This is a genomic window from Methylobacterium indicum (assembly GCF_017347565.1).
Classification (GTDB): Bacteria; Pseudomonadota; Alphaproteobacteria; order Rhizobiales; family Beijerinckiaceae; genus Methylobacterium; species Methylobacterium indicum.
Map to the genome: position 1 here is coordinate 5,003,600 of NZ_AP024145.1, position 26,157 is coordinate 5,029,756.

General features: G+C 71.1%; 24 protein-coding genes. 22 read left to right on the forward strand and 2 right to left on the reverse strand.

The genetic code is table 11. From position 1 onward, the window contains the following. Positions 1 to 99 precede the first annotated feature (99 nt). The 9 genes from miv_RS23275 (at position 100) to miv_RS23315 (ending at position 7,945) form a co-directional block, all read left to right on the forward strand. Positions 100 to 405, forward strand: a complete 306-nt coding sequence (locus tag miv_RS23275; protein WP_048429181.1) for a hypothetical protein — start codon at positions 100 to 102, stop codon at positions 403 to 405. 151 nt (positions 406 to 556) lie between these two features. Continuing rightward, positions 557 to 1,759 carry a glycosyltransferase gene (locus tag miv_RS23280; protein WP_207179150.1) on the forward strand — a complete coding sequence of 401 codons (1,203 nt, stop codon included), beginning with the start codon at positions 557 to 559 and terminating at the stop codon, positions 1,757 to 1,759. Between the two features lie 188 nt (positions 1,760 to 1,947). Next, a complete protein-coding gene (locus miv_RS23285; RefSeq protein ID WP_342345217.1) occupies positions 1,948 to 2,667 on the forward strand; it encodes a metal ABC transporter permease in 720 nt (239 codons plus the stop codon). Between the two features lie 516 nt (positions 2,668 to 3,183). Then, complete coding sequence (locus tag miv_RS23290; protein ID WP_207179152.1) at positions 3,184 to 3,396, forward strand: NepR family anti-sigma factor; 213 nt, start codon at positions 3,184 to 3,186, stop codon at positions 3,394 to 3,396. 173 nt (positions 3,397 to 3,569) lie between these two features. Then, positions 3,570 to 4,781, forward strand: a complete 1,212-nt coding sequence (locus miv_RS23295) for an alpha/beta hydrolase (RefSeq protein WP_053220987.1) — start codon at positions 3,570 to 3,572, stop codon at positions 4,779 to 4,781. Positions 4,782 to 4,913: 132 nt separating this feature from the next. Further along, positions 4,914 to 5,519 carry a glutathione S-transferase family protein gene (locus tag miv_RS23300; RefSeq protein ID WP_058618372.1) on the forward strand — a complete coding sequence of 202 codons (606 nt, stop codon included), beginning with the start codon at positions 4,914 to 4,916 and terminating at the stop codon, positions 5,517 to 5,519. Positions 5,520 to 5,680: 161 nt separating this feature from the next. Then, a complete protein-coding gene (locus miv_RS23305) occupies positions 5,681 to 5,887 on the forward strand; it encodes a hypothetical protein (protein ID WP_048429198.1) in 207 nt (68 codons plus the stop codon). A gap of 134 nt (positions 5,888 to 6,021) precedes the next feature. Continuing rightward, the gene (locus miv_RS23310; protein ID WP_048429177.1) at positions 6,022 to 6,810 is read left to right on the forward strand and encodes an SDR family NAD(P)-dependent oxidoreductase; all 789 of its coding nucleotides are present in this window, start codon (positions 6,022 to 6,024) and stop codon (positions 6,808 to 6,810) included. A gap of 247 nt (positions 6,811 to 7,057) precedes the next feature. Next, positions 7,058 to 7,945, forward strand: a complete 888-nt coding sequence (locus miv_RS23315; RefSeq protein ID WP_048429176.1) for a DUF3313 domain-containing protein — start codon at positions 7,058 to 7,060, stop codon at positions 7,943 to 7,945. Between the two features lie 124 nt (positions 7,946 to 8,069). On the opposite strand, the gene miv_RS23320 is transcribed toward miv_RS23315, so the two are convergent. Then, positions 8,070 to 9,251: a hypothetical protein gene (locus miv_RS23320; RefSeq protein ID WP_058618370.1), complete on the reverse strand. Its 1,182-nt coding sequence runs from the start codon at positions 9,249 to 9,251 to the stop codon at positions 8,070 to 8,072. Positions 9,252 to 9,548: 297 nt separating this feature from the next. Here miv_RS23320 and miv_RS23325 point away from each other — a divergent pair, with 297 nt between their 5' ends. From miv_RS23325 to miv_RS23350, 6 genes are all read left to right on the forward strand, one after another. After that, on the forward strand, positions 9,549 to 10,640 hold the full coding sequence (locus miv_RS23325) for a lysylphosphatidylglycerol synthase domain-containing protein (protein WP_207179160.1): 1,092 nt from the start codon (positions 9,549 to 9,551) through the stop codon (positions 10,638 to 10,640). 4 nt (positions 10,641 to 10,644) lie between these two features. Next, positions 10,645 to 11,298 (forward strand): MlaC/ttg2D family ABC transporter substrate-binding protein, encoded by a 654-nt coding sequence (locus miv_RS23330; protein ID WP_244748667.1) that lies wholly within the window; start codon positions 10,645 to 10,647, stop codon positions 11,296 to 11,298. A 116-nt stretch (positions 11,299 to 11,414) separates the two neighbouring features. After that, the gene (gene hpnI / locus miv_RS23335; protein WP_207179168.1) at positions 11,415 to 12,599 is read left to right on the forward strand and encodes a bacteriohopanetetrol glucosamine biosynthesis glycosyltransferase HpnI; all 1,185 of its coding nucleotides are present in this window, start codon (positions 11,415 to 11,417) and stop codon (positions 12,597 to 12,599) included. Between the two features lie 94 nt (positions 12,600 to 12,693). Further along, complete coding sequence (hpnJ, locus tag miv_RS23340; protein ID WP_048429196.1) at positions 12,694 to 14,130, forward strand: hopanoid biosynthesis associated radical SAM protein HpnJ; 1,437 nt, start codon at positions 12,694 to 12,696, stop codon at positions 14,128 to 14,130. A 192-nt stretch (positions 14,131 to 14,322) separates the two neighbouring features. After that, positions 14,323 to 15,183 carry a hopanoid biosynthesis-associated protein HpnK gene (gene hpnK / locus miv_RS23345; protein ID WP_207179171.1) on the forward strand — a complete coding sequence of 287 codons (861 nt, stop codon included), beginning with the start codon at positions 14,323 to 14,325 and terminating at the stop codon, positions 15,181 to 15,183. A 70-nt stretch (positions 15,184 to 15,253) separates the two neighbouring features. Next, on the forward strand, positions 15,254 to 16,030 hold the full coding sequence (locus miv_RS23350) for a molybdate ABC transporter substrate-binding protein (RefSeq protein ID WP_058618365.1): 777 nt from the start codon (positions 15,254 to 15,256) through the stop codon (positions 16,028 to 16,030). Positions 16,031 to 16,083: 53 nt separating this feature from the next. Here the strand turns inward: miv_RS23350 and miv_RS33760 are convergent, their stop codons facing one another. Then, positions 16,084 to 19,233, reverse strand: coding sequence for an autotransporter family protein (locus miv_RS33760; RefSeq protein WP_207179179.1), 3,150 nt, complete (start codon positions 19,231 to 19,233; stop codon positions 16,084 to 16,086). 338 nt (positions 19,234 to 19,571) lie between these two features. Here miv_RS33760 and miv_RS23360 point away from each other — a divergent pair, with 338 nt between their 5' ends. The 7 genes from miv_RS23360 to miv_RS23390 all read left to right on the forward strand — a co-directional run bounded on the left by miv_RS23360 (position 19,572) and on the right by miv_RS23390 (position 26,086). Continuing rightward, complete coding sequence (locus miv_RS23360; protein ID WP_048429170.1) at positions 19,572 to 19,997, forward strand: DUF2852 domain-containing protein; 426 nt, start codon at positions 19,572 to 19,574, stop codon at positions 19,995 to 19,997. A gap of 178 nt (positions 19,998 to 20,175) precedes the next feature. Beyond that, positions 20,176 to 21,426 (forward strand): GTP cyclohydrolase II, encoded by a 1,251-nt coding sequence (locus miv_RS23365; RefSeq protein WP_207179181.1) that lies wholly within the window; start codon positions 20,176 to 20,178, stop codon positions 21,424 to 21,426. 51 nt (positions 21,427 to 21,477) lie between these two features. Continuing rightward, entirely contained in the window at positions 21,478 to 22,713 is a 1,236-nt protein-coding gene (locus miv_RS23370) for a URC4/urg3 family protein (RefSeq protein ID WP_207179183.1), read from the forward strand. 38 nt (positions 22,714 to 22,751) lie between these two features. Continuing rightward, entirely contained in the window at positions 22,752 to 23,414 is a 663-nt protein-coding gene (upp, locus tag miv_RS23375; RefSeq protein ID WP_048429167.1) for a uracil phosphoribosyltransferase, read from the forward strand. A gap of 88 nt (positions 23,415 to 23,502) precedes the next feature. Further along, positions 23,503 to 24,510, forward strand: a complete 1,008-nt coding sequence (locus miv_RS23380) for an NAD(P)H-quinone oxidoreductase (protein ID WP_207179185.1) — start codon at positions 23,503 to 23,505, stop codon at positions 24,508 to 24,510. A 111-nt stretch (positions 24,511 to 24,621) separates the two neighbouring features. Next, positions 24,622 to 24,957, forward strand: coding sequence for a hypothetical protein (locus tag miv_RS23385; RefSeq protein WP_207179186.1), 336 nt, complete (start codon positions 24,622 to 24,624; stop codon positions 24,955 to 24,957). 217 nt (positions 24,958 to 25,174) lie between these two features. Beyond that, a complete protein-coding gene (locus miv_RS23390) occupies positions 25,175 to 26,086 on the forward strand; it encodes a dienelactone hydrolase family protein (RefSeq protein ID WP_141657720.1) in 912 nt (303 codons plus the stop codon). Positions 26,087 to 26,157: the final 71 nt, after the last annotated feature.

Here is a 26,157-nt window from a genome sequence, read left to right on the forward strand (position 1 = left end):
GACCGGGTCCCGGATGACGGGACCCGGGACCCACCACCGGCGACGGGGGCCTTTTCCGATCGGGAAGGGCCCCTTTCGCATCTTCGGGAGACCCGCGCGATGAGCCAGGACGACAAGATCACCGGCCTGACCACCCTCTCGGCCCATCACGGCGAGATGATCGCCCGGCTGTCGGAGGCGCAGTCCGACGTCGCCGTGAAGCAGGTCGCCCTGCAGATGGCGGTGCGCTTCGTCGCCGGCATCCTGCGGGGCATCGATTCCGACCATTACCGCCACCAGCTCGGCAGCTACCTCGCCATGCTGGAGGACGCGCTGAACCGCGAGGACCCGGATTCCGACCTCGCCCGGCGGGTGCTCGAGACCGTCAAGGCGACGCTGGAGCCGGAAGAGGCCGAGGAGGAATAGGGGCTCGTCCGGTCGCGCTGCCGTTTCGCCCACACCGCCTCCTGTGGCGTGTCCTGCGTCGCGAGGCGATCGGGCGATGCTCCGGAGCGGGTCTGCGCCGCCTGCAGTCCCGAACGTCGGATCCTGTCATCTACAAATCGCGAGGCCCGTCGTGAGTCTTCCGGAAATCGTCGTCATCGGCCGCGGCGAGTTCGAGATCAAAAGTCCCGGTCCGGATATCGACGTCGAAACGAGGCAATTGAACTGCTCGTTTTATCCGGACGATCGTGATCTGGAGCACATCCTCATCGCGAAGCGGCCGCACGTGATCGCGACCTTCGGAGAGGAGGCGAAATTCCAGAATCTGATGCGCGCGCCGTACGAGGTGCGCAAGCGCTGGATCAATTTCGCGACTGCCGCCGATGCCGACGAGATCGGGCGGCAGATTTTCTACTGTTTTCTCGACAATGCGACGACGTTTCGACGGTCGCGCCCCTTGGTGAGCGTTTTCACGCCGGCCTATCGGTCCGGTCACCGCATCCTGCGCCCCTTCAAGTCTCTGCGGGCCCAGACCTATGTCGACTGGGAGTGGATCATCGTCGACGACTCGGACGATGATGGGGTGACATTCTCCGAGCTCAACGCTCTGGCGGCACAGGATCACCGTATCCGCATCTACCGCCCGCATCGCCCGTCGGGCCGGATCGGCGAGGTGAAGCAGACGGCCTGCCGCCTGGCCGGCGGCGACATCCTCCTCGAACTGGATCACGACGACGAATTGACGTCCACCAGCCTGGATGCGGTCGTGCTGGCGTTTCACCAGCATCCCGAAGCCGGCTTTCTCTACACGGACTGGGCCGAGGTCTTCGAGGACGGGCGCAACGCGACCTACGGCCAGGACTGGGCGTTCTTCTACGGACGGGACCGGGTCGAGACCTACAACGGCCGGGACTACATCGTCCATGAGGCACCGAAGATCAACGCCAAGACGATACGGCACATCGTCTCGGCCCCGAACCACATCAGGGCGTGGCGCAAGGATTTCTATCACGGCATCGGCGGGCACAATCCAGACTTGGCCGCCGCCGACGATTACGAGTTATGCGTGAGAACGTTCCTTCACACGCGAATGATTCTTCTGCGAAAGTTCTGCTACATTCAATACTATAACGAAGTGGGAAATACGCAGAGGCTGCGCAACAAGGATATCCAGCGGCTCACGCGCGCCGTCAGCGAGAAGTACGACGCGCGAATCCACCAGCGTTTCATCGATCTCGGCGTGTACGATTTTACCTGGGATGCCGGCCGCAACGTCACGGACTGGTCGCGCGCCAACCCGGTCATCGAGCCGCATTGCAGCCTGATCGTCGGGTAGATCCCGGTACCCCATCGTCGTCTCCCGCATCGCGAAGGCCGAAGTGCCGCGGCCGCGAGCGGGCGGAGCGAGGCCGGTCTCGCGATCCTGCGCCCGTTCACGTGTGCGCGAGAAGAATGTCCGGCGCGGCGGGGCGAACCATAACGGGCGGGGCCCGGATCCCCGGGCCCATCTCCCGGAGTGTCCCCATGCCCCTTCTCAGGACGATCGCGGCCGCCGGCCTGATGCTGGCCGCAGGCGGTCCCTTCGGCGCTGCCCTCGCTGCGCCGCAGGTCGAGCGCCTGCGCGGCACGATCGAACGCGTCGAGGGCGACGCGGTCACCATCCGCACCCGTGCCGGCACGACCGAGACCGTGCGGCTCGCCGCAGGGACGCGGGTGGCGCAGCTCGCCCCGGCGAGCCTCGACGACGTCAAGGACGGCAGCTTCATCGGCACCGCCGCCAAGGCCGGGCCGAAGCCCGGCGACCCGCCGGTCGCCCTGGAGGTCCTGATCTTCCCCGAGGCCCTGCGGGGCGCGGGGGAGGGGCACTACCCGTGGGACCGCCTGCCCGACGGTGCCGCCAGCGGCCCGGTCGAGACCAGCATGACGAACGGCACCGTCAAGGCACCGGAGGTCGAGACGAGCATGACCAACGGGACGGTCGGGGCCCCGGGCGCCGAGACCAGCATGACGAACGGCACCGTTGCGGGCGCGCCCGGTGCCGGCCGCACCCTCACGGTCTCGTACAAGGGGCAGAGCCTCGCGGTCGCGGTGCCGCCGGGCACGCCGATCGTGCGGCTGGAGCCCGCCGACCGGGCGGTGCTGGTGCCGGGCGCCAAGGTCTTCGCCTCCGCGGTGCGCGACGGCGACCATCTGGAGGCGCGCAGCGTCTCGGTCGGCAAGGACGGCCTGACGCCGCCCATGTGAAGCTGACGAGACGAGAGCCCCTTCATGGAAGGCCTCCCGGTCCGCCCAATCCGGTCCGGACGATGCTAGAGCGCTTCACGATCGCGCTGCAATCGCGAAGCGCTCTAAGTCTTTGTCTTGCCGCATTTTCTTCGACGAACCGGCATCCACTTCGTCGGAAAATGCTCTAGCCGGGTGACAACCGGACCGTGTGGACCCAAGGGCCCGCGACGCCTTGTCCACGACCACCGGAGGGGCGGCGAGGGGGCGACGGGCCGGGGGGCCGACTCGGTTCCCCACCGTGCCAAACCCCGTCGCCTGAAAAGAGAATCGGCCGCGGCGCAGGATCTCGTTCCTGTCGTCGCGGTCCCCGCGTCGGCGTTGCCCGAAAATCGGGCGCAACTGCCCCCCTTGACGTGCGTTGTTCATGTCGGGCCGGCACTCCGGTCTCTCCATAACCTGCACGGGTACGGGCCCCGTGTATCGAACACCGCCCTCGTCTTGACGGAGCCGGGACTGTCGTCCCGTTGACGCGCCATGAAGCTGATTCCGAGCAATCACGCCGCGAGCTTCGGCCAGACGCACATCACGGCGTCTTCGCTCGCCGATGCGTTGCTGCTTGCCAAGCTCGGGCACGACCTGCGGGCGATGTACACGGATGTGAGCGACGCGCCGGTGCCGCGGGAACTCGACGCCCTGGTCGAGCAGCTGCACGCCGTGCTGGGCGACGACCCCGAATCCCGACGCTAGGCATTTGCGCCGCACGAGGAACCGTTCGGCGTCCGGACCCGATCGTGGGAGCGGGACTGTACCGTGGAAACGACATGACGGGCAGGAACACCCCCTTGCCGGTCGATCGTGCCTTGAGTGCGGGCGCGAAACAGTGTGGGGTGCGGCTCCCGAGCCGCCAGCCCCCCAGCCTCATGCCGCCGCTAACCTTCACCCGCCTCGCCCTTCCGCTCGCCCTGGCCTTCGTGGTCCTCGGCGGCGCGCCAGGCGCCGGCGCCGCCACGCCGCCCGCCCAGCCCAAGGAGGGGCCGGGAGGCCAGGGCTATGCCAGCGCCAGCGTGGTGAAACGGGTGCTCGGCCGCGCTGGAGCGGTCACGCTGGCCTATTACGGCAACGGCGCGGCTCCCGAGCAGGGACGCCCGGTGGCGGTGATGCTGCATGCCTGGGGGGCGGTGAACCCGCAGGCCTACGGCTCCTTCATCGAGCACCTCGCGCGCTCCGGCTACCTCGTGCTGTTTCCGCGCTTCCAGGAGGTGGGCCGCACCCGGCCGGTGGATGCGAGCGGCATCGCGGCCAACCTCGTCAAGGACGCGCTCGCCGAGCTCGCCGGCGACCAGGAAGCCAAGCCCGACACGACCCGCGTGGCGCTGGTCGGCCATCTCGCCGGGGTGCCGCTGGCAGCGAACCTCGCGGCGCATGCGCGGGAGACCGGCCTGCCGGTGCCACGGCTGATCTTCGGGGCGATGCCGGGCGGCATCGCCCGGGACGACAAGGCCCGGGGCATCGCGCTCCACGACCTCAACGCCATCGATCCCGCGACGCTCATCGTCACGGTGATCGGCGACCGCGACGCGCGGGCCGCCGACATCGCCGCCCGGCGGGTGATGCGCGAGGCGACCGCCGTGCCGACCGATCACAAGCTGATGGTCCGGGCGCTCTCCGACGACCACGGCTTCCCGGCGCTGTCGGCCACCCTGGCCTCGCCCGCCGGCGTCAACACGGCCTACGACGTCGCCCAGCTGAAGCTGCCGACCCCGGACCCGAAGCAGAAGCCGGCCCCGTTCAAGTGGTCCGCCGACATGACGCTGACCGGCGAGCAGACCGTCCTGGTCGGGCAGATCAACGGCGCGGGCACCGACAGCCTCGACTACCTCGCGGTCTGGAAGACCTTCGACATGGCGGCGGCGGCCGCCTTCTCGGGCCAGACCGCCACGAGCCTGAAGAGCAACCCGCGCTTCACCGACATGGAGCGCTGGAGCGACGGCTGGCCGGTGCGGCGGCTCTCCGTCGAGACCCCGCGCCCGCCGGCCCCGCCGAAGCCCGGAACGGCGGTCGCCGCGCCGGTCCCGGCCAAGCCGGCCGCCAAACCGGCCGCGAAGCCGGCGGGATCGGCCCGGGGGCAGTGAGCGGCCGGCCGACGACGGCGACCGGAACGGGTCCCGCCGTCGCGACCGCGCTCCGATGCGAAGGGGCGCCTCTTCCGCCGAAGCGGACGAGACGCCCCGCCGACGACAGAAGAAAAATCCGGAGGAGACCCGATGAAGCTGTTCTACGCCAAGGCCTCGCCCTTCGTCCGCAAGGTGCTGGTGGCCGCCCACGAGCTCGGCCTCGCCGACCGGGTGGAGCTGCTGCCGGCTGCCGCCCACCCGATCAACCGCGACGCTACGATCCGGGCCCAGAACCCGCTCGGGCAGGTGCCGACCCTGATCCTCGACGACGGCACCGCGCTCGCCGACAGCCGGGTGATCTGCGAGTACCTCGACCATCTCGGGCAGGGCGGCCTGTTTCCCGCGGCGGGGCCGGCCCGCTGGGCGGCGCTGACCGCGCAATCGACCGGCGACGGCCTGCTCGATGCCGCGCTGCTGTGCGTCTACGAGACCCGGGTGCGCCAGGAGGGCGAGCGCTCCACCGCCTGGGTCGCCGGCCAGCGCGAGAAGATCGGCGATGCCCTGGCGCGGATCGAAGCGGCGGCGGGCGAGTTCGGCGATCGGGTCGACATCGCCACCATCACGTATGGCTGCGCCCTCGGCTATCTCGACCTGCGCCTTCCCGATCTCGGCTGGCGCGAGCGCGCTCCCGCGGCGGCCTCCTGGTACGCCCGCTTCGGCGAGCGCCCCTCGATGCAGGCGACCCGCCCGGACTGACCCGACGCGGCGGTGGCGCGGCTCTTGCTGGACGTCGAGCGGCTGCCCGGTGCCGGGCGGACGGCCCGGCACAAGCCAGGCCGCGCTATCCTGGCACGGGCGCCGCTTCGCCGGCCCGTCGAGGCGGCGCCACGGTGTCCTCGCCCGCGGGGGTTTCGCTCGTGAACGATTTCGTCGCCCTCCTCGTCGCCGCCCTGACCTTCTGCCTCGGCTACTGGATCGCCGGGACGCTCGTGCGCCTCGCCGTGCGGTACGGCCTCGGCCATGCCCATCTCGGGGAGGGGAGCCTGGCCCAGGTCGCCCTCGCGCTGGCGGTCGGCCTCGCGGCCTGGCGCTGGGCCCGGGGAGGCCGGCCCGCCGGAGCCTGATTCTCCCCGACGGACGGGACCGCCGCGATACCGGTGCAGACATGCGGGCCGAGACTGGCCGCCCTGCTTCCCCGCCCGTTGCGCCCGCCCGGCATTTGCCGCGAGTCTCTCCGCCGAGCGCGGAGGCCGGGCCCATGTCGACACGCCTGCTGAAGAAGGTCGCGATCGTGTTCGGGGCCGGCTCGTCCGGCACCGGCTGGGGCAACGGCAAGGCCGTGGCCGTCGCCTTCGCCCGGGAGGGCGCCCGGGTGGTCTGCGTCGACCGGGGCCTCGCCGCCGCCGAGGAGACGGCGCAGATCATCGCCGAGGAGGGCAACGAGGCCGAGGCGCTCGCTGCCGACGTCACCGATTACGACGCGGTGGCCCGGGCGGTCGCCGCCGGCGAGGCCCGCTTCGGCCGCATCGACATCCTGCACAACAATGTCGGCCAGCCCGAGGCCGGCGGGCCGGAGGACCTCGACGAGGAGAGCTGGCGCCGGGCGATCGAGATCAATGTCGGCGGGGTCTGGCGCACCTGCAAGGCGGTGCTGCCGGGGATGCGGGCGCGGCGCTCCGGCGCCGTCGTCAACATCTCGTCGATCGCGGCCCTGCGCTGGGCCGGGGCCCCGTCCTTCGCCTACGCGGCCGCCAAGGCGGCGGTGAACCAGGCGACCGTGTCGGTGGCGATGCAATATGCCCGCGACGGCATCCGGGCCAACGCCATCCTGCCGGGCCTCCTCGACACGACCCTGGCCGACGAGTGCCGCGGTGCCGTCACCCCCGAATCGGGCCGCGACCGCCGGGTGCCGCTGGGGCGCCTGGGCGAAGCCTGGGACATCGCCCACGCGGCGGTCTTCCTGGCTTCCGACGAGGCCCGCTTCATCACCGGGGTGTGCCTGCCGGTCGATGGCGGCCAGAGCTGCAGCATGGCGGCCCTGGCCTGACCGGTCGCGCGCCCGGGGCGCGGCGCGGACATCGGAAACAATGTGGCCCAAGCGTTACAGCCCGGGGCGAAGCGGCGCTCGCGGTCAAGCTCGGCTTTCCCGGCCGGCCGGCGACCGTTAGGCTCGACGACATAACGGCGCGGCGTGCCTCTCGGGGTCCGCTCGCGCGCCGCCGGGAGCCGGCCTTCGGGAATCCATGACGGGATGCCCGGGGGTCCGGCTTCACGCGATCCGGGAAAGCGACCGAATGCGGACGACCATCAAGGCTGCCTTGAACGCGCGGGCCGCCCGCCGCGTCGCGGCCGTGACGACCTTGGCGCTGCTCGCCGGCTGCGCCACGCCGGTGCTCACGCAGACCGGACTCCTGACCAACTACGACCACCTGACGCCGAGCGAGGCCACCGCCACGAAGTCGCGGATCTTCATCGACAAGGCGGCGATGGCGCGGGTGCGCACGGTGCGCATCATCCCCACCACCTTTCCGGCCGCGGTCGCGGGCCCGGTCCTGACCGAGAGGGAGCGCCACGTGGTCGCCAACGCGGCCGACCGGGCGCTCTGCTACGAGCTGTCGCTGCGCTACGACGTGGTCTCGTCGGGCCCGGCCGACCTGACCGTGCGGGCCAACATCACCCGGGCCGGCCTCACCAACGTGCCGGCCTCCGGCGTCGCCATCGGCGCCTCGGCGGCGATCACCATCGCGGCGCAGGTCGGCGTCGGCTTCGCCGACACGATCGGCAAGGTGCCGGTGCCGCGCCTGCCGATCGGCCTCGGCGACCTCACGATCGAGGCCGAGGCCCTCGACGCGCGACGCCAGCAGCGCGCCGCGATGGTGTGGGCCGGGGGCGCCAACTCCTTCACCAACCAGGCCCGGTTCTCGCCCATCGCCGACATCTACGACCTTGCCGGCGATTTCGGCCAGGATTTCGGCTCCTACCTCGCCACCGGCGAGGACCCGTTCGAGTCCGAGCTGACCATCCCGACCTACGAGCGCATCCGCGTGACGATGCTCGGCGAGATGCCCCGCGACCCCGATTGCCAGGCTTTCGGCCGGGCCCCCGGCGTCGACGGCATCGTCGGCGATTCCTTCGGCCTGCCGCCGGACTGGACCGACAAGGGCGCGACCGCCGGGCGCTGACGACGGCGGCCGGCGCGTCCGCGCAGGACCAAAAGAGGCCCGCCACCGGAAGGTGGCGGGCCTCTTCGCATTCCGGCATCCTCGATGATGCCCGACCCGCCCGCGGCGGGCCGGATTCGCCGATCTAGAAGTACGACTTCAGCGGGCCGCGCCGGCGCACGTCGAGCGTGGCGCAGTGGAACGAGCCGCCGAACGGGCCGTAGGACAGGAACGGCGTCGGGATCGGGTCGAAGCCCCAATCCTTGAGCGCCTTGATCAGCGTCGGCTGGCTCGCATCGACTACGATCTTCTTCTCGTCGATGGCGAGCACGTTGATCGAGGTCCAGGGCGAGCACATCGAGATCTTGCTCATGAAGCCCTCGACCGGGTCGGGGCGCGGGGCGATCAGCACGTCCCACTTCTTGAGCACCGCCGGCAGCTTCTCGACGTCGATGTAGTCGGGGTTGACCAGTACCTTGCCGGGGGCGAGCGGCATGAACGACGAATCGATGTGCATCGGCTGCGGGCAGCGGCTCTCGATCTCGTGGATGCGGAAGCCCGGGCCGAGGTGGCGGCGCAGCCACTCGATGCCCATCAGGTTGGTCACGTTCGAGCGGGTGACGAACAGGTCGCGGCCGCAGCGCACGAAGTCCGCCGCGTCGAAGACGGGCTCGAACTCGTTGACCGTGAACTGCATCGGTTCGCCGGCCTTCAGGTTCGGCACCCGGTAGTCGTAGTTGTAGAGGTCGTCGGTGAGCTGGGGCCGCGGCGCCGAGGTCCAGCGCGCGCCGGCCCGGAAATACTCCTTGAACAGCGAGCGGTAGGCGTCGCCCTCGAAGTAGCGCGAGCGCCAGCACATCGGGCTCTCGATGATCTCGTCGCCGATCACCAGGTACGGGTCGCGCGGGCAGGCGACGCAGAAGCCGCGCGAGGACCAGCGCGGCGCCTTGAACTTCTTCGAGAAGTCCACGGAATCGGGACGGCGGATCTTCACGCCCTCGCCGGCCAGGATCTTGATGAAGCCGTCCAGCTCCTGCTGGGCCAGCTTCTTCATGAAGCCCGGGTACTTCCAGCCGGAGGCGAGCCGGTAGAACGGCTGGGCGGCCCGCGGCAGGTTGAAGATCACCGTCAGGTGATGGGTCGGGATCGTGGCGCCGTCGAGCGAGCCGACGATCACCTCCTCCAGCGGATCCCACTCGTTCCAGGCCATGACCGGCGATTGCGGCGCCGGGGCGCGGTCGGCGCCGCCCTGGAACGCCGAAAGGTCGTGCGTGGCCGCATCGTCGAGCGCGCCGCGCTCGGCCTCGAAGGTCGTCTCCCGGTCCATGCCTCGTCCATCCCCTGACGGCCGTCACAAAGCGGCCATTCCTCGCGTGATCCGGCCCCGCCGGCGTGGCGCCGGCCGGTCTGGAAGACGCGCCATAACATAGGCTTGCGGCGATGCTTGGGCGGGCTCGCCGCGCCCGCGGATCGTGCCGCTTTCACCGGCACTGTGTCCGGGCGGTGATAGACAGGGCCCATCAAAGCTGCAACGTGCCGGGATGCAACGGCGCTGCTTTGTTTCGACTCCGTTGCCGGAATGGCGCGCCCCCGGGGCCGCCGCCGCGACGAGTGAAAGAGGGTCATGAAGCGACTGACGACACTGGGCCTGATCGCCGGCCTTTGCACCGTGATCGGCCTGTTCGTCTCCTCGGGGCCGGAGGCGGTCGCGGCGGCCCTGTGGGCGTCGGGCTGGGGTGCGGTCCTGGTCGTCGTGGCGCGCTTCGTCGCCGTGGCCTGGGCGGGCCTGGGCTGGTGGGTGGTGTTTCCCCGCGGCGAGAGGCCGCTGCTGCGCGACTGCGTCAGCGTGCGCTTCGTGCGCGAGGGGGTCAACACCCTGCTTCCCGTCGCCCAGGTCGGCGGCGACCTGATCGGCGCGCGGCTCCTCACCCGCTACCGGGTCTCGGGCGCGCTGTCGGGGGCGACGACCCTCGTCGACCTGATGGTCCAGGCGCTCACCCAGTTCCTGTTCACGGTCGCCGGCCTGGGCATCCTGGTGGCGCTCGGCGGCGACGGGCCGATCGTGCATTACGTGGGCCTCGGCCTCGTCGTGGCGGCGCCGGCGCTGCTGGCCTTCTACCTGATCCAGCGCCGCTTCGGGCAGAGCCTGCTCCAGGCCGCGATCAACCGCTTCGCCGGCGGGCGCGAATGGCGGATCTTCGGCGCGGTCGACGTGCTGTTCGAGCGCCTGCGCGGCCTCTACGCCGCCCGCGGCCGCATTCTCACCGCCATCGGCACGCATCTGTTCGGCTGGATCATCGGCACCCTCGAGGTCTGGATCGCCCTGCGCTTCATGGGCTACGAGGTCGGCTTCCTCGAGGCGATCGTGATCGAGAGCCTGGCCCAGGCCGTGCGCGGCGCCGCCTTCGCGGTACCGGGCGCGCTCGGGGCCCAGGAGGGTGGCCTGATCGCGCTCTGCGCGGTGTTCGGCATCCCGGCCGAGGCGGCGCTCGCCCTGTCGCTGATCAAGCGGCTGGCGGACCTCGCGGTCGGCCTGCCGAGCCTGATGCTCTGGCACGCGATGGAAGACGACAAGACCGAGCCGGGCCGCCGCCCGGCGGCCGGGATCGGCGCGGCCCTGCGGGCGTTCACGCGCCCGCGCCGGGCCCACGGCGGCGGGACTCACGCGCCCGCCTTCGGCTATGCCGCGGCGCCCGCCGACGGCAAAGGAGAGTGACCTGGTGCAGACCCGACGCGAGACCCTGCGCAGCCTGACGATCGCCGCCTGCCTGGCGGCGGCTCTGCCGGCCCTGGCCCAGACGCCCGCCCCCGCTTCCCCCGCGGCTGCGGCCGGGGAGGGCGACCCGGCGGTCGCGACCGTGCGCAAGATGACCGACGCCCTCGAGGCGGCGCTGAAGGCCGGCGACGTGCGCGCCCGGGCCGAAATCCTGTCCGGCCCGATGAAGGAGACCTTCGACCTGCCGGCGATGCTGCGCCTGGGCGTCGGCACCCGCTGGAAGGACATTCCGGCGGCCAAGCAGCAGGAGCTGACCGCAGCCTTCGGCCCCTACCTGTCGGCGACCTACGCCACGCGGCTCAGCGCCGCGGCCGGCAGCAGCTTCGCCATCGACCCGAAGAGCGAGGCCCGCGGGGCCGGCCGCATCGTGCACGTCACGGTGACGGACGGCAGCGGCGACACCTCCCCGGTCGACTACGTGCTGAACGCCGAGAACCGCATCACCGACGTCTTCCTCCAGGGCACGGTGAGCGAGGCCGGCACCCTGCGCACCGGCTTCTCCGAGCCGCTGCAGGAAGGCGGGGCCGACGGCCTGCTCGCCCACCTGAAGAAATCCACCGAGACGATGCTCGCGGCGCCGGCCCCCAAGGCCAAGTAAGCGCCGGCCCGCCTTCCGACGGCCGGCGGCATACCGGCCGTCAACCCTCGGACCGGCATCCTCAACAAGACTGCTCGCCGCGCACCCAGCGCCGCCAACTCCTCCCAGGGATCGCCATGGATTGGACCTGGATCTCCACCCTCCTGCTCGTCCTGGCGCTCGCCGGGTGCGGCTACGGCCTGACCACCGCCTGGCTCGCCGGCCGCCTCGCCCGCCAGCCGGTGCCGCGCCTGCCCGCGGAGGCGGCCCGCCCCTCCGTGACCCTGCTCAAGCCGCTCTGCGGCGACGAGCCGAACCTGCACCACAACCTGACGACCTTCTGCACCCAGGCCTATGCGGGCGCGGTGCAGGTGATCTTCGGGGTGCAGAACGCCACCGACCCGGCGATCGCCGTGGTGCACCGGCTCCAGGCCGAGCACCCGTCCCTGCGCATCGACCTCGTGATCGACGCCCACCAGCACGGGGCGAACCGCAAGGTCTCGAACCTGATCAACATGGCGGGGCTCATCGCCCACGAGATCGTGGTCCTGGCCGACAGCGACATGGTGGTGGCGTCCGACTACCTCGAGCGCATCGTCGCCGAGCTGGCCCGCCCGGGGGTCTCCGGCGTCACCTGCCTCTACCACGGCGTGCCGGCGAATCAGGGCGTCTGGGCGCATCTCTCGACGCTCGCCATCGACACCCAGTTCCTGCCCAACGTCCTGATGGGCACGGGCCTCAAGCTTGCCGATCCGTGCTTCGGCTCGACCATCGCGTTCCGCACCGCGTGCCTTGCCCGCATCGGCGGCTTCGAATCGATCCGCGACGACCTCGCCGACGACTACGCGCTCGGGGCGGCGCTGCGGGCCGAGGGCGGGATCGTGGCGATCCCGAACTTCACCATCGGGCATACCTGCGTCGACACCTCGCTCGCCGGCCTGTGGCGCCACGAGACGCGGTGGAACCGCACCATCCGCAACGTCGATCCGGCGGGCTATGCCGGCACCCTCGTCACCCACGCCTTCCCGCTGGCGCTGATCGCCGCGCTGCTGCCGGATGCCGGAGCCTACACGCTCGCTACCGCGGCGCTGGCGCTCGCCTGCCGGATCGTGCTGTGCATGCGGGTCGAGCGGGCCTTCGGCCTCGAGCCGCACCCGTACTGGCTCTTGCCGATCCGCGACCTCCTGTCCTTCGCCGGCTTCGTCTGGTGCTTCGCCTCCGGCGCCGTGACTTGGAAAGGTCATGATTATCGGGTCGTTGCGGACGGTACGCTGATCCCGGAATCCGGCCTCGCCCGCGAATCCGGCGCTCCCTCGACCTGAACGACAGCCATCGGGCCGCCCGGCGGCCTCACCGGCCGCGACGCGGCCCCACCGGCCGCAAGCGGCCCCGATCAAGAAGACGACACTCCCGATGATGCGGACCCTTTTCCTCCAGGCCCCCACCTTCGACGGCTTCGACGGCGGCGCCGGCTCGCGCTACCAGGCCAAGCGCGAGATCAAGTCGTTCTGGTACCCGACCTGGCTCGCCCAGCCGGCCGCCCTGGTGCCGAACTCCAAGCTGATCGACGCCCCCCCGCACGACATCAAGCTGCCGGAGATCGTGGCCCAGGCCGACGACTTCGACCTCGTGGTGCTGCACACCTCGGTGCCGTCCTTCAAGTCGGACGTGAAGACCATCGAGGCGCTGAAGGCCAAGAACCCGAAGCTGATCGCCGGCCTGATCGGCGCCAAGGTCGCGGTCGACGCCGCCGGCTCGATGGCCCAGGCCCCGGCGGTCGATTTCTGCGCCCGCAACGAGTTCGACTTCACCGTCAAGGAGGTCGCCGAGGGCGTGCCGATGGCGGAGATCAAGGGTCTCTCGTACCGCAACGCCGACGGCGTCGTGGTCCATAACGAGGACCGCGAGATCATGACCGACATGGACCAGCTGCCGTTCGTGACCTCGGTCTACAAGCGCGACCTGGAGATGGAGAAGTACTTCATCGGGTACCTCAAGCACCCCTACATCTCGTTCTATTCGGGCCGGGGCTGCAAGTCGCGCTGCACGTTCTGCCTGTGGCCGCAGACGGTCGGCGGGCACACCTACCGCACCCGCTCGGTCGCGCACGTGATCGAGGAGATCAAGTACTGCCTGAAGGAGTTCCCCCAGACCAAGGAGTTCTTCTTCGACGACGACACCTTCACCGACAACCTGCCGCGCGCGGAAGAGATCGCCCGCGAGCTCGGCAAGCTCGGCGTGACTTGGTCGTGCAACGCCAAGGCGAACGTCCCGCGCAAGACCCTCGAGGTGCTCAAGGCCAACGGCCTGCGCCTGCTGCTCGTCGGCTACGAGTCGGGCAACCAGCAGATCCTCAACAACATCAAGAAGGGCATGCGGGTCGAGGTCGCCGAGCGGTTCACCAAGGATTGCCACGAGCTCGGCATCGCCATCCACGGCACCTTCATCCTCGGCCTGCCGGGCGAGACCCGCGAGACGATCCAGGAGACGATCGCCTTCGCCAAGCGGATCAACCCGCACACCATCCAGGTCTCGCTCGCCGCGCCCTATCCGGGCACCTTCCTGTACAAGCAGGCGGTGGAGAACGGCTGGCTCGACAAGGACAACGCCGAGCTCGTCGACGAGAACGGCGTGCAGATCGCGCCGCTGCACTACCCGCACCTGTCGCACACCGAGATCTTCAACTCGGTCGAGGCGTTCTACAAGAAGTTCTACTTCCGCGCCCCGAAGATCGCCTCGATCGTCAGCGAGATGGTGCGCTCGCCCGACATGATGAAGCGCCGCCTGCGCGAGGGCGTCGAGTTCTGGCACTTCCTGCGCGAGCGCCAGGGCGTCGCCAAGAAGGCGGCGTAAGCGTCCTGGAGACTAGAGCATTTTCCGACGAAGTGGATGCCGGTTCGTCGAAGAAAATGCGGCAAAACGAAGACGTAGAGAACTTCGCGATTGCAGCGCGATCGTGAAGTGCTCTAGTCGTCCCGCCTGAAGCGGGTGCGAGCCTCTCCGTCCGGCCGGACGGGGAGGCTCTTTCACGTCACGAGACCGAGCATGAGCACGCCCACATCCGCCAAGCGCCTCGTCGTCACCTCCGACGATTTCGGCCTGTCGCCCCAGGTCAACGAGGCGGTGGAGCGGACGCATCGCGACGGCATCCTCACGACGGCCAGCCTGATGGTGTCCGCGCCCGCCGCCGCCGACGCGGTGGCCCGGGCCCGCGCGATGCCGTCCCTGCGGGTCGGCCTCCACCTCGTGATGGTCGAGGCCTGGCCGACCCTGCCGGCCTCCGACCTGCCGGATCTCGTGGACGGCGCCGGGCTGATGCGGGCCGATCAGGCCAAGCTCGGACTCGACCTGGCGCGCAACGCCCGCGCCCGCCGCCAGCTCGCCGCCGAGATCCGGGCGCAGTTCGAAGCGTTTCGCGCGACCGGGCTGCCCCTCGACCACGTGAACGCGCACAAGCACTTCCACGTCCACCCGATCATCGCCGGGATGGTGCTGAGGATCGGGCGCGACTTCGGCATGCGGGCGATCCGGGTGCCGTGGGAATCGCGGGACGCCTTGCGCCGGGCCGAGCCGGGGGCGAAGCCCGGCCTCGCCCTCGACACCGCCCCCTGGGCGGCTTTGCTCGGCTGGCGGGCGCGGCGCGCCGGCCTCACGGTACCCGACGGGGTGCTCGGCCTCGCCTGGTCCGGGGCCATGACACCCGCCCGGGTCGAGGGCCTGCTGCGCCACCTGCCGGACGGGCTGACCGAACTCTACCTGCACCCCGCCACCGCGGGCGGCTTCCCGGGCGAGGCGCCGGGCTACGCCTATGCCGAGGAGCTGGCGGCCCTCACGGCGCCGGCGAGCCGCGCGGCGCTCGCGGCCTCGGGCGCCGTCACCGGCGGTTTCTCGGATTTCGCTCGCTGAAGGCGAGGGTAGTCGGCTACCGATGGGGCAGGGGCCGGGCACACGGCCCACCCGCCGGGAGCCTCCGCCCATGCGCCGCGCCACGATCCTGATCCGAGCCCTGCTGCGCGCGAGCGCGGCCGGCTGCCTCGCCCTCGCCACACCTGCGCCGGCGGCCGAGATCACGCTCCTCACTACCGGCGCCTACAAGCCCGTCGCCGCCGCTCTGGTCCCGGCATTCGAGCGGCGCACCGGCCATCACGTCGCGATCCGCAACGAGACCGCCGGCGCGGTGGCGCAGGCGATCCGCGACGGGGCCCGGGCCGACCTCGTGGTGCTGACGCCGGGCGGGTTCGACGCGCTGATCCGGGACGGCCGCCTGTCCGGCGCGCCGCCGGTGCCGCTCGCCCAGGTCGGGATCGGCGTCGCGGTGCGCGACGGGGCGCCCGCGCCCGACATCGGGACGGTGGCGGGCTTTCGCGAGGCGCTGCTGCGGGCCCGCGCGGTGGCGATGGTCGATCCGGCCTCCGGCGGATCGAGCGGGATCTACCTCGCGGGGCTGTTCGAGCGCCTCGGCATCGCGGAGGCGATGAAGGGGAAGCTGGTGCTGGTGCGGGGAGGGCTCGCCGCCGCGCGCCTCGTCACCGGTGAGGCGGACCTGGCCTTGCAGCAGACGAGCGAGCTGCTGGCGGTCGGGGGCGCCCGCCTCGTCGGCCCGATCCCCGCGGAGGTGCAGACCTTCACGATCTATGCGGGCATGGTCCCGGCGGGCGCGGCCGAGGCCGCGTCGGTGCTCCTGCATGACCTCGCCGGCCCCGGCGCCGCGCCGGTCCTGGCGGAGAAGGGGATGGCGCCGCCGAGCCCGTGACGGGGAAAGGCGCGGCTCGCGCCGCGCCATTTATCCGTCGAAGCCGCGTCGGGTCAGAACCGGTAGGTGAAGCTGCCCTTCACCGCGTGGTCCTCGGCCCGCGACCCGACTTGACCGGTATAGGACACGCCGATCGTCGCCGCCTGCGACACCCGCAGGTCGAGGCCCGCCGAGGCCACCAGCGCGTCCCGGCTGATCGGGATCCCCGCGGTCACGAAGCTCGGGCCGGTTCCGAAGGCCAGGAGCGCCGTCGGGATCACGTCCCCGAAGGCGCGGCGGTAGCCCACCAGCCCGTGCAGCGACACCGGCGCGCCGAAGCCCAGATCCACCTCGGTCTGCCCGCGGACACCCGCCGTCAGCGTCGGGATCTCGGCGAGCCGCGAGGCACCGCTCAGGGCCGCCACGCCGCCGGTCTCGGCGAACCGGTCCCGGTCGATGCCGACATAGGCCCCGCCGACGAACGGCTCGATGGAGGACGCGGAGGCCTTGCCGAGCGTCCCCGCCGCGAGCGCGATCCGGTAGCCGATCTCGCCGAAGCCCTGCACGGTCGATCCGCCGTAGCGGGCGCTCTCGGTCTCGGAGACGCCGGGAAACACCACGGAGCGGCGCAGGCGCAGGCTGTTGTCGGCGTACACTGCGCCGAGCCGCAGGGCGAACGGGCCGGCCTCGTACCCGCCGTAGACGCCGCCGAACCCGCTCTCGATCGACCCGCTCGCCGTCTGGCCGGGCGCATCGAGAGTGGTGCGGGTGTAGCCGCCGGCCACGCCGAGGCGGATGCCGCTCTCGAGCCGGATATCGGCGCCGAGCACGAAGCCGGCGGTGTCGCGGTTGAGGGTGACGGCATTCCCATCGTTGCGCGCCTGGCCGAAGCTGCCGAAGCCCTGGCCCCAGAGACCGAAGACCCGGGGATCGAGCACCCGCACCGGCACCGGGGCGACCGGGGCGCGGCGGCCGGGCAGGTCGGCGGTGTAGGTGGCGGGCAGGTTCCCGTAGTCGCGGGTGGCCTCGCCCGACCAGCGCAGCCGGTCGAGGATGGCTTCGCGGACGAAGAAGGCGGTCTCGTAGGCGGCCGAGACCGAGCTGGCGTGGATGTCGCCGGCGAGCGCCTGGAAGGCGGTGACGGCCTCCGGCGTGGTCAGCCCCACCGTGCGGTCGTAGACGCCCGATCCCGTGCCCGCGCCCTGGATGGCGGTGGCGACGGCGGCCTGGTTGCGGGTCCGGGCGATGGCGGCGAAGGCGACGTCGTTGCGGGTGAGCGTGAGATCGACCTCGGCGGGCTGGTAGCGCAGCGTCGGGGTGAGGAAGGCGAGGTTGGAGGAGACGCCCGCGAAGGTGCCGGAGACGCCGGTGCCGGCCGACAGGATCGTGTACTGGGTGCGCGGGTTGTAGGTGCCGCTCGAGGCCAGCACCTGGACGGTGCCGCCCTGGAGGGTGGCGGTGCCGGTGACGGCGAGGCGGTCGGACTGGCCGGCGGCGTTCGCCTCGACCTGGAAGGTCGAGCCCTGCGCGAAGGCGGCGTTGCCGGCGACGGTCAGGGTGCCGATGGAATTGCCGGGGGCGATTGTGCCGCCGGATTGCGCCGTCACGCCGCCGACCGTGCCGGTGCCGCCGAGCAGGCCGCCGGCGCCGACCGTGACTTGGCCGGCGATGGTGCCGTTGGCGTAGAGCGCGCCCGTGTTGCCGATCGTGACGTCGGTGGTGAGCCGGTCGTCGGCGGCCATCTGCACCGTGCCGATCACGTTCCCGAAATAGCCGGCAGCCGAATACAGGTCGACGCGGCTCCAGTAGCTCAGCGGCGTGCCGTAGAGCGCCGCGATCGCATTCGACTCGGTGTTGACGACGATCTGGTTGATCGTGTCGGTGGCGAGGCTGCCGGCGAGACCGCCGGTCGGAGCGATGCGCTGGGCCGCGGCGGAGCTGCCGCCGTAGATCGGGGCGAGCAGGATCGAGGCGTCGGGCCCGCCCGAAGGCGCCGCCTCGCGGGGCGCCTGCGCGAAGGTCAGGGTCGGCAGGCCGAAGCTCTGGCGCTGCTGGTAGAGGGCCTGATTCGCCGCCGACGGCAGGTAGGGGTTGTTCGTGGTGCTGGCCGCGCTCGCCGCGCAACTCGCTACCGACGCGCCGCACTGGGCCGCAAGATAGCTCTGCATCTGGCTCGATGCCTGAGTGTACAGGCTCGGCAGGTCGATGGCCGTGCCGGTGGTGCCGGCGTTGTTGAGGTAGAGCGGGTTGGTGAAGGCCTGCGCCAGGTCGTAGGTCGCCAGGGCCCGGCCGCCGATGATGTCGAGCGGGTAATGCACGCCGAGCACGATGCGGCTCTCGCCGTACTCGGAGGCCCGCAGCAGCATGCTCCGGTAGGCCTGCGGCGTCGTCATCGCCAGCAGGATCCCGTCGGTGAAGGCGTAGGTGGTGTGCCCGCTCGGGAAGGACGGGTTGGTGGCGATGCCGTTGAGGGCCGTCGGATCGAAGATGGTGTAGCGGCCCTGCGCGACCTGGATCGGGCGCGAGGAGCCGTAGACGTCCTGGCCCGGCTGCGTGTTGGTCACGCCGTAGGCGAGGTCGTAGACGCTGTCGCGGGTGTTGGGCAGGCCGTTGAAGGTCGGGATGGTGTAGCCGGGCGGCGCCGCGGCCGGGACCGGCACGTAGCCCGCAGGTGTGGTGCTCGGGTTGCTGGCGGCACCGTTGGCGAAGTAGTTCTTGGCGACGCCGAGGTCGTTGCCGGTGAAGCTGTAGGCGCGCGCCAGCAGATTGACGACGCTGCCGAGGGGGCCGCTCGTGCCCGCGGCGCTGCCGGCGACGTAGATCGGACCCAGAACCGGGCCGAGGCCGCCGACCGGCTGCTGGGGCGTGATGCCGTTGATGACGGTCTGGGCCGGCAGGCCGCCGGCCAGGTTGGCGCCGGCGCCGTAGAGGCCGAGGCCCACCGACGCGAGATTGTTCGTCGCCGAGCCGAGCAGGTTCTTGTCGCTGATCGCGAGCTGCTGCTGACGCAGGATCGCGGTGTTGTTGTACCGAACCGCCTGGTCGAGGTTCGCCTGCAGGGCCGCCCGCCCGGTCGCCGTGGCGTTCAGGCTCAGGAACGGGCTGAGGAGATTCAGCACGTTGGCGCTGGTCGGCGCGATCGTGGCGGTCTGGGCGTGGGCGCCCTCGGCCGAGAGGGCCGCGGCGGCGAGCGCGACGAGCGAGACGCTGTGTCTGAAGAGCATGGCGAGATCCCCGAAAAGCCGCCTGCCCTCCGGCCCGGCGCCCCGGAGCGGACGATTAGAAAATGATCATCCGACCCGCATGTTCATTATATCGTCATAATTTATCTTTCCCGACGTTGTTGTTCAGACAGCACATTTTGTATCTTTAGTGTAATTGATACGTTTCTACATCGCATAAATCACGTCTGTGCTTTGCCGGCTATCGCCGCGCCTGACCCGCTGCCGCGGGCGGCGCGATCCGACATCGCGCATTTTCCCCGCGCCGCCCTCCTTGAAACCGCTCGTCGGACCCCGCATGTAAATGTCGTTCACATTTACATCCCGCGGGAGATCGCACCGTGTCGTATTCCTCTGCCCCCTGGTCGAGCGGCCGCTCCTGCCGCAACGGCCCGTTCCCGCGCCGCTCCCTCGAGATCGGCGCGATCGTCATCGGTTTCATCTATGCGTGGCCGTTGGCCGCGGCCTACGTGGTGTGGAAGCTCATGGGATACCCGGCCTTGAACGAGATGAAGTCCTTCGCCGAGCGCTCCTTCCGGAACGGCTTCTCGGGGTTCTCGGGCTTCGGCGCCGCCCGCCACGACAGCGGCAACTGGGCCTTCGAGGAGTATCGCCGCAAGGAGATCGAGCGCCTCGAAGAGGAGCGCCGCCGCCTCGAGGAGGAGAGCCGCGCCTTCACCGAGTTCGTGGACGAGCTGAAGCGCGCCCGCGACCGCGAGCAGTTCGACGCCTTCATGGCCCGCCGCCGCGCCGGCTCGAACTTCTGATCACCGGAGGAGGGTGGTCCCGACGGGGCGGTCCTGCCGCCCCATTGGGCGAAACGGCGCCTCAGGCTTGAGCTTGACGCGCCGAATCGGCTGGGCCACCCTCGGTCCGGTCAAGCACTCGACAGGCTCCTCGCGGCCCCCGCGGGGAGCCTTCTCCGTTGAAGGACGGCGCGTCCGCATGACCAGTTCCAACCGCTCGTCGCATATCCGGCTCACCTCGCACCCGGAGCCGGGCGCCGCCCGCTGGCCGATCCGCTGGGGCGCCGCCGACCCGCGCGAGCGAGGGCCGATCATCGGCACCGTCACCAACCCGGCCGACCGCAACGTGATCGGGGCCAATGGCGGCGCCTACTCGCTCTACCGGGCGCTCGCCATCGCCGGCCGGGCGCTGAACCCCCTGGCGCGGCCCGACCTCACCAACACCCACCCGGTGGTCGGCATCGGCCCGCACCCGCAATGGGCCGACCCGGAAAAAATCGTCTCCCTCGATCCCTGGGGCCACATGCCCGGCGAGGTGTTTCGCGAGGCGATCGGCACCGGCACCGACATCCGCCCGACCATCGCGGTCACCAAGGCGCGGCTGAACCTGCCCGAGATCCTGGCGGCGATGGGCGCGCACCGGCTCGCCGCCGACGGCACCGTGCTGCACGCCTCGGGCGACATCTCGGTCACCAAGATCGCGGTCGATCCGGTCTGGTACCTGCCGGGCGTCGCCGCCCGCTTCGGCACCGGCGAGACCGCTCTGCGCCGCACGCTGTTCGAGCAGACCGGCGGCATGTTCCCGGAACTCGTGACGCGGCCCGACCTCCAGGTCTTCCTGCCGCCGATCGGCGGCTGCACCGTCTACGTCGTCGGCGAGATCGAGGGCCTGTCCGACCCGCGGCGGCGCATCGCCTGCCGGGTCCACGACGAGTGCAACGGCTCCGACGTGTTCGGCTCCGACATCTGCACCTGCCGGCCCTACCTGACCCACGGCATCGAGGAATGCGTGCGCGAGGCGCAGACCGGCGGCACCGGCGTCATCGTCTACAACCGCAAGGAGGGCCGGGCGCTCGGCGAGGTGACCAAGTTCCTGGTCTACAACGCCCGCAAGCGCCAGGAGGGGGGCGATTCCGCCGCCACCTATTTCGAGCGCACCGAATGCGTCGCCGGCGTGCAGGACGCCCGCTTTCAGCAACTGATGCCCGACGTGCTGCACTGGCTCGGCATCCGCCGCATCGACCGGCTGATGTCGATGTCGAACATGAAGTACGACGCCATCACGGGCTCGGGCATCGAGGTCGGCGAGCGGGTGCCGATCCCGGCCGACCTGATCCCGCCCGACGCCTCCGTCGAGATGGAAGCCAAGAAGGCGGCGGGCTATTACGCGCCGGACGGCGTCACGGAGGCCCTCGACACCGTGAAGGGCCGCGACCTCGAGCGGTTCTGAGGAACCGCGTGGATCCGAGGCCGCCGACGGCGACGCGAACTATCCCTGGAGATGCCCGTGCCTGAGTTTTCGACCGCCCGCAGCCTGCTCTCGGCCCGGGCGGTGCGCGCCCGCGCCGAGACCCTGCTCCAGGCCGGACTCGACGGGCGGCTGGATCACTTCGTGGTCGACCTCGACCGTCTGGGCGCGTGCGCCGACGCGGTGGTGGAGACCATCCGCGAGGCCTATCCCGACCTCGCGATCCCCTACCACGCCCGCTGGCGCCACTTCTCGGTCGGCGGGTTCGAGCGCTGGGGCTCGCTGGTCCACGCCGCGCCCTTCGAGGACCCGGCCGAGCAGGCCCGCGCCGCCTTCGACCTCGTGGTGGTGAGCGTGCTGCTCGACGCCGGTGCCGGCCCGACCTGGCGCTACGAGGAGGGCCGCACCGGCGAGACCTATTCCCGTTCTGAAGGCCTGGCGGTGGCGAGCTTCGACATGTTCGTGTCGGGTCTCTTCTCCTCCGCCCCCGAGGACCCGTTCCGGGCCGATGCGCGGGCGCTCGCCAGCCTGACCGAGGCGGAGCTCGCCGAGGGCTTCCAGGCCGGCCCGACCAACCCCCTCGTCGGCCTGTCGGGCCGCACCGCGCTCCTCAACCGCCTCGGCCAGGTCGCGGCGGCGGACCCCGAGGGCTTCGGGCCCGACGCGCGGCCCGGCTTCCTGTTCGACCGGATCAAGGCCCGCTCCCGCGACGGCGAGGTGCCGGCGGAGGCGGTGCTGGAGGTGCTGCTGACCCATCTCGGCCCGATCTGGCCCGGCCGCATCGTCCTCGACGGGGTCGATCTCGGCGACACCTGGAAGCATCCGCTCGCCGGCGGGACGGGGCCGACCGAGGGGCTGGTGCCGTTCCACAAGCTGTCGCAGTGGCTCGCCTACTCGCTCCTGGAGCCCCTGGAGGAGGCGGGCCTTACCGTCACCGGCCTCGATGCCCTGACAGGCCTGCCCGAGTACCGCAACGGCGGCCTCTTCCTCGATACCGGCGTGCTGGCGCTGCGCCGGCCCGAGGAGGCCGCGCAGGCCCACCCGGTCGAGTCGCGCCTCGTCGTCGAGTGGCGGGCGCTCACGGTGGCGCTCCTCGACCGGCTGGCGCCGCTGGTCCGCGAGCGGCTGGAGATCGAGGACCCGGCCGACCTGCCGCTCGCCAAGGTGCTGGAGGGCGGCACCTGGGCCACCGGCCGGCGCCTGGCGAAGTCCCTGCGGCCGGAGGGCGCGCCGCCGCTCTCGATCGCCAGCGACGGCACCGTATTCTGACATCATTCGAGAGCGTGAACGTGAGCGGGGAGACGACGATGCAGGGTGCGGGTGCGCGCGGGGAGACGGGTGTGGCGCCGGTGACGGTGGTCGATCACCCGCTGGTCCAGCACAAGCTGACCCTGATGCGGGACAAGGCGCGCTCGACCAAGGGCTTCCGCCAGCTCCTGAACGAGGTCGGGATGCTGCTCGCCTACGAGGTCACCCGCGACCTGCCGCTGGAGCCGGTCGAGATCGAGACCCCGATGATGACGATGCAGGGCGCGCAGATCGCCGGCAAGAAGCTCGTCCTGGCGCCGATCCTGCGCGCCGGCGTCGGCTTCCTCGACGGGATGCTGTCGCTCCTGCCCTCGGCCCGCGTCGCCCATGTCGGGCTCTACCGCGACCCGGATTCGCTCGAGGCGGTGGAGTACTACTTCAAGGCCCCGTCCGACCTCGCCGACCGCACCGTGCTGGTCCTCGACCCGATGCTGGCGACGGCGAACTCGGCGGTCGCCGCGGTCGACCGGCTCAAGGAGCGCGGCGCCCGCGACCTGCGCTTCGTCTGCCTGCTCGCCGCTCCGGAAGGTCTCGCCAAGTTCCAGGGTTCGCATCCCGACGTGCCGGTCTGGACCGCCTCGATCGACAGCCACCTCAACGAGCACGGCTACATCCTGCCGGGCCTGGGCGATGCCGGCGACCGGATGTACGGGACGCGCTGAGCCGCCTGCCCCTTGTCGTCTGCCCCTTGCCGGCTCCCGGCCCGCGCGGCAGGTAAGGGCGCTCACCCCGCCATTGCCGGAGCCGCCCATGCCCTCGATCCCCGCCACCATGCGCCAGGTCCGCTTCAACGGGTCCGGCGGGCCTGAGGTGATCGGGATCGAGACCGTGCCGGTGCCGCGCCCCGGTCCGAACCAAGTGCTGGTCGAGGTCGTGGCGGCCGGCGTGAACCGGCCCGACTGCCAGCAGCGCGCCGGCAAGTACCCGCCGCCGCCCGGCGCCACCGACGTGCCGGGCCTGGAGATCGCCGGGCGCATCGTCGCCCTGGGGGAGGGCGTCGCGGATCTGCGCGAGGGCCAGGAGGTCTGCGCCCTGACGATCAGCGGCGGCTACGCCGAGTACGCCGTGGCGGAGGCCGCTTTGTGCCTGCCCAAGCCCGGCCCGCTCTCCCTCGTCGAGGCCGCCGGCCTGCCGGAGAACTACTGGACGGTCTGGACCAACGTGTTCGAGCGCGGGGGCCTGCGACAAGGCGAGCGCTTCCTGGTCCATGGCGGGTCGAGCGGCATCGGCTCGACGGCGATCCAGCTCGCCAAGCGGTTCGGCGCCGAGGTCTTCGCCACCGCCGGCTCGGCCGAGAAATGCGCCTTCTGCGAATCCCTCGGGGCCGACCACGCCATCAACTACCGCGAGGCCGATTTCGCCGCCGAGGTGAAGCGGCTCACCGACGGCAAGGGGGTCGACGTGATCCTCGACATGGTCGGCGCGGCCTATCTCGAGCGCAACGTGAAGTCCCTGGCGCTGGAGGGCCGGCTCGTCATCATCGCGTTCCTGCAGGGGTTCCAGGCCGAGAACCTGAACCTGACGCCGATCATGATCCGGCGTCTCACCGTGACCGGCTCGACCCTGCGCCCGCGCACCGTCGCCCAGAAGGCGGCGATCGCCGAGGGCCTGCGCCGGGAGGTGTGGCCGATGCTCGAATCCGGCACGGTGAAGCCGGTGATCCACGCCACCTTCCCGCTGGAACAGGCCCGGGAGGCCCATGACCTGATGGAATCGAGCGCCCATCTCGGCAAGATCATGCTGCTGACGGGGAAGTAGAGGCCGCCGCCGCACGGGCATCCAGGAACCTCGGCCGATCGGTGACGTTGGCCCGTCATGACGATCACCGCTCGGCGAGATTCTCCGCCGGGCCTCAACCCGAGGTTCCCCATGGATCCCCACCGCACCGTCGAGACCCCGACCGAGGCCCGCCAGGGCGCGAAGGGCCGTCCCGTCCTCTACGTGCTGCTCGGCAGCCTGGCCCTGCTCGCGGTGGCCATGGTGGCCCTGCTCGGCTGGAACGGCGCGAACGCCCCGAAGGACTACGCCAGCCAGAGCCAGGACGCCTCGCGCCAGCAGATCACCGGCTCGCCCACCGGCAACGCCAACGGCGTCTCGTCGGCCAACAGCGGCGGCGTGCCGGCCGGCAACCCGGCCTATCCGGCGCCGGCCGAGCCGAAGTCGACCGGCTCGACCGCCCCGATGGGTTCGACCAACGCCAAATAATCGCTTCGGGGCAAGCGACCCCGGAGACCCGGCGCGTCGATCGCGCCGGCTGCACGAAGGGCCGCTCCCCGGATCGGGGGGCGGTCCTTCGTCGTTGGCAGGCCCTCGCCCGCGCCTGACCGAATCGTGACCGTGGGAAGCATGTTCGCCCTTGCCCCTCCGGCGCCGGCCCGCATGATCGCGCCCGCGGGACGAAACCCGATCGGGAGGACGCGGGATGGCAACGAGCGACGTGGCGCGGCAAGACGGACGGCAAGGCGGATCGCCCGATCTCGAACAGCTCGATGGCCTGGTGATCCCGCCCTTCTCCCGGCGCGGCTTCGTGATGACGAGCCTGATGACCGGGCTGACGCTGGCCACCACCCGGGTCGAGGCGCAGGCGATCCACACCGACGCGACCGGCATCGTCGCCGGCGAGGTGCGGATCCCGGTCGGCGACGGGCCGATGCCGGCCTATCGGGCGATGCCCGAGGGTGCGGGCCCGTTCCCGATCGTCCTCGTGGTCGAGGAGATCTTTGGCGTCCACGACTACATCAAGGACATCTGCCGCCGTCTCGCCAAGGCCGGCTACACCGCGGTGGCGCCGGAGCTCTTCGCCCGCCAGGGCGACGTCTCCAAGATGACCGACGTGCAGGAGATCGTCCGCGAGGTCGTGTCGAAGACGCCGGACGCGCAGGTGATGGGCGACCTCGACGCCACCGCCGCCTGGGCGGCGGCCGAGGCCAAGGGCGATGCGGGCAAGATCGGCATCACCGGCTGGTGCCGCGGCGGCCGCACCGTGTGGCTCTACGCCGCCCACAGCGCCAACCTGAAGGCCGGCGTCGCCTGGTACGGCAATTTCGGCGGCACCCGCACCGGCATCCAGCCGAAGACCGCCGCCGACGTGATCCCGGACATCCGCGCGCCGATCCTCGGCCTCTATGGGGCCGCCGATACCGGCATCCCGGTCGCCGATGTCGAGAAGGCCCGCGACGCCGCCAAGGAAGCGGGCAAGGACGTCGAGATCGTGATCTTCCCGGACGCGCCCCACGGCTTCCACGCCGATTATCGCCCGAGCTACCGCAAGGGCCCGGCGGAGGAGGGCTGGAGCCGGATGCTGGCGTGGTTCCGGCAGCACGGCGTCGCCTGACATCCCGTCGATTCCTCGGGGGCGTTGCGGCAACCCTTGCATTGCTGCAACACCTCGGAAAGGATGAAGGC

Coding starts and splice junctions, on each gene's coding strand:
- miv_RS23275 (WP_048429181.1), top strand. CDS start 100: ATGAGCCAGGACGACAAGATCACCGGCCTGACCACCCTCTCGGCCCAT.
- miv_RS23285 (WP_342345217.1), top strand. CDS start 1,948: ATGCCCCTTCTCAGGACGATCGCGGCCGCCGGCCTGATGCTGGCCGCA.
- miv_RS23290 (WP_207179152.1), top strand. CDS start 3,184: ATGAAGCTGATTCCGAGCAATCACGCCGCGAGCTTCGGCCAGACGCAC.
- miv_RS23295 (WP_053220987.1), top strand. CDS start 3,570: ATGCCGCCGCTAACCTTCACCCGCCTCGCCCTTCCGCTCGCCCTGGCC.
- miv_RS23300 (WP_058618372.1), top strand. CDS start 4,914: ATGAAGCTGTTCTACGCCAAGGCCTCGCCCTTCGTCCGCAAGGTGCTG.
- miv_RS23310 (WP_048429177.1), top strand. CDS start 6,022: ATGTCGACACGCCTGCTGAAGAAGGTCGCGATCGTGTTCGGGGCCGGC.
- miv_RS23315 (WP_048429176.1), top strand. CDS start 7,058: ATGCGGACGACCATCAAGGCTGCCTTGAACGCGCGGGCCGCCCGCCGC.
- miv_RS23320 (WP_058618370.1), bottom strand. CDS start 9,251: ATGGACCGGGAGACGACCTTCGAGGCCGAGCGCGGCGCGCTCGACGAT.
- miv_RS23325 (WP_207179160.1), top strand. CDS start 9,549: ATGAAGCGACTGACGACACTGGGCCTGATCGCCGGCCTTTGCACCGTG.
- hpnI (WP_207179168.1), top strand. CDS start 11,415: ATGGATTGGACCTGGATCTCCACCCTCCTGCTCGTCCTGGCGCTCGCC.
- hpnJ (WP_048429196.1), top strand. CDS start 12,694: ATGCGGACCCTTTTCCTCCAGGCCCCCACCTTCGACGGCTTCGACGGC.
- hpnK (WP_207179171.1), top strand. CDS start 14,323: ATGAGCACGCCCACATCCGCCAAGCGCCTCGTCGTCACCTCCGACGAT.
- miv_RS23350 (WP_058618365.1), top strand. CDS start 15,254: ATGCGCCGCGCCACGATCCTGATCCGAGCCCTGCTGCGCGCGAGCGCG.
- miv_RS33760 (WP_207179179.1), bottom strand. CDS start 19,233: ATGCTCTTCAGACACAGCGTCTCGCTCGTCGCGCTCGCCGCCGCGGCC.
- miv_RS23365 (WP_207179181.1), top strand. CDS start 20,176: ATGACCAGTTCCAACCGCTCGTCGCATATCCGGCTCACCTCGCACCCG.
- miv_RS23370 (WP_207179183.1), top strand. CDS start 21,478: ATGCCCGTGCCTGAGTTTTCGACCGCCCGCAGCCTGCTCTCGGCCCGG.
- upp (WP_048429167.1), top strand. CDS start 22,752: ATGCAGGGTGCGGGTGCGCGCGGGGAGACGGGTGTGGCGCCGGTGACG.
- miv_RS23380 (WP_207179185.1), top strand. CDS start 23,503: ATGCCCTCGATCCCCGCCACCATGCGCCAGGTCCGCTTCAACGGGTCC.
- miv_RS23385 (WP_207179186.1), top strand. CDS start 24,622: ATGGATCCCCACCGCACCGTCGAGACCCCGACCGAGGCCCGCCAGGGC.
- miv_RS23390 (WP_141657720.1), top strand. CDS start 25,175: ATGGCAACGAGCGACGTGGCGCGGCAAGACGGACGGCAAGGCGGATCG.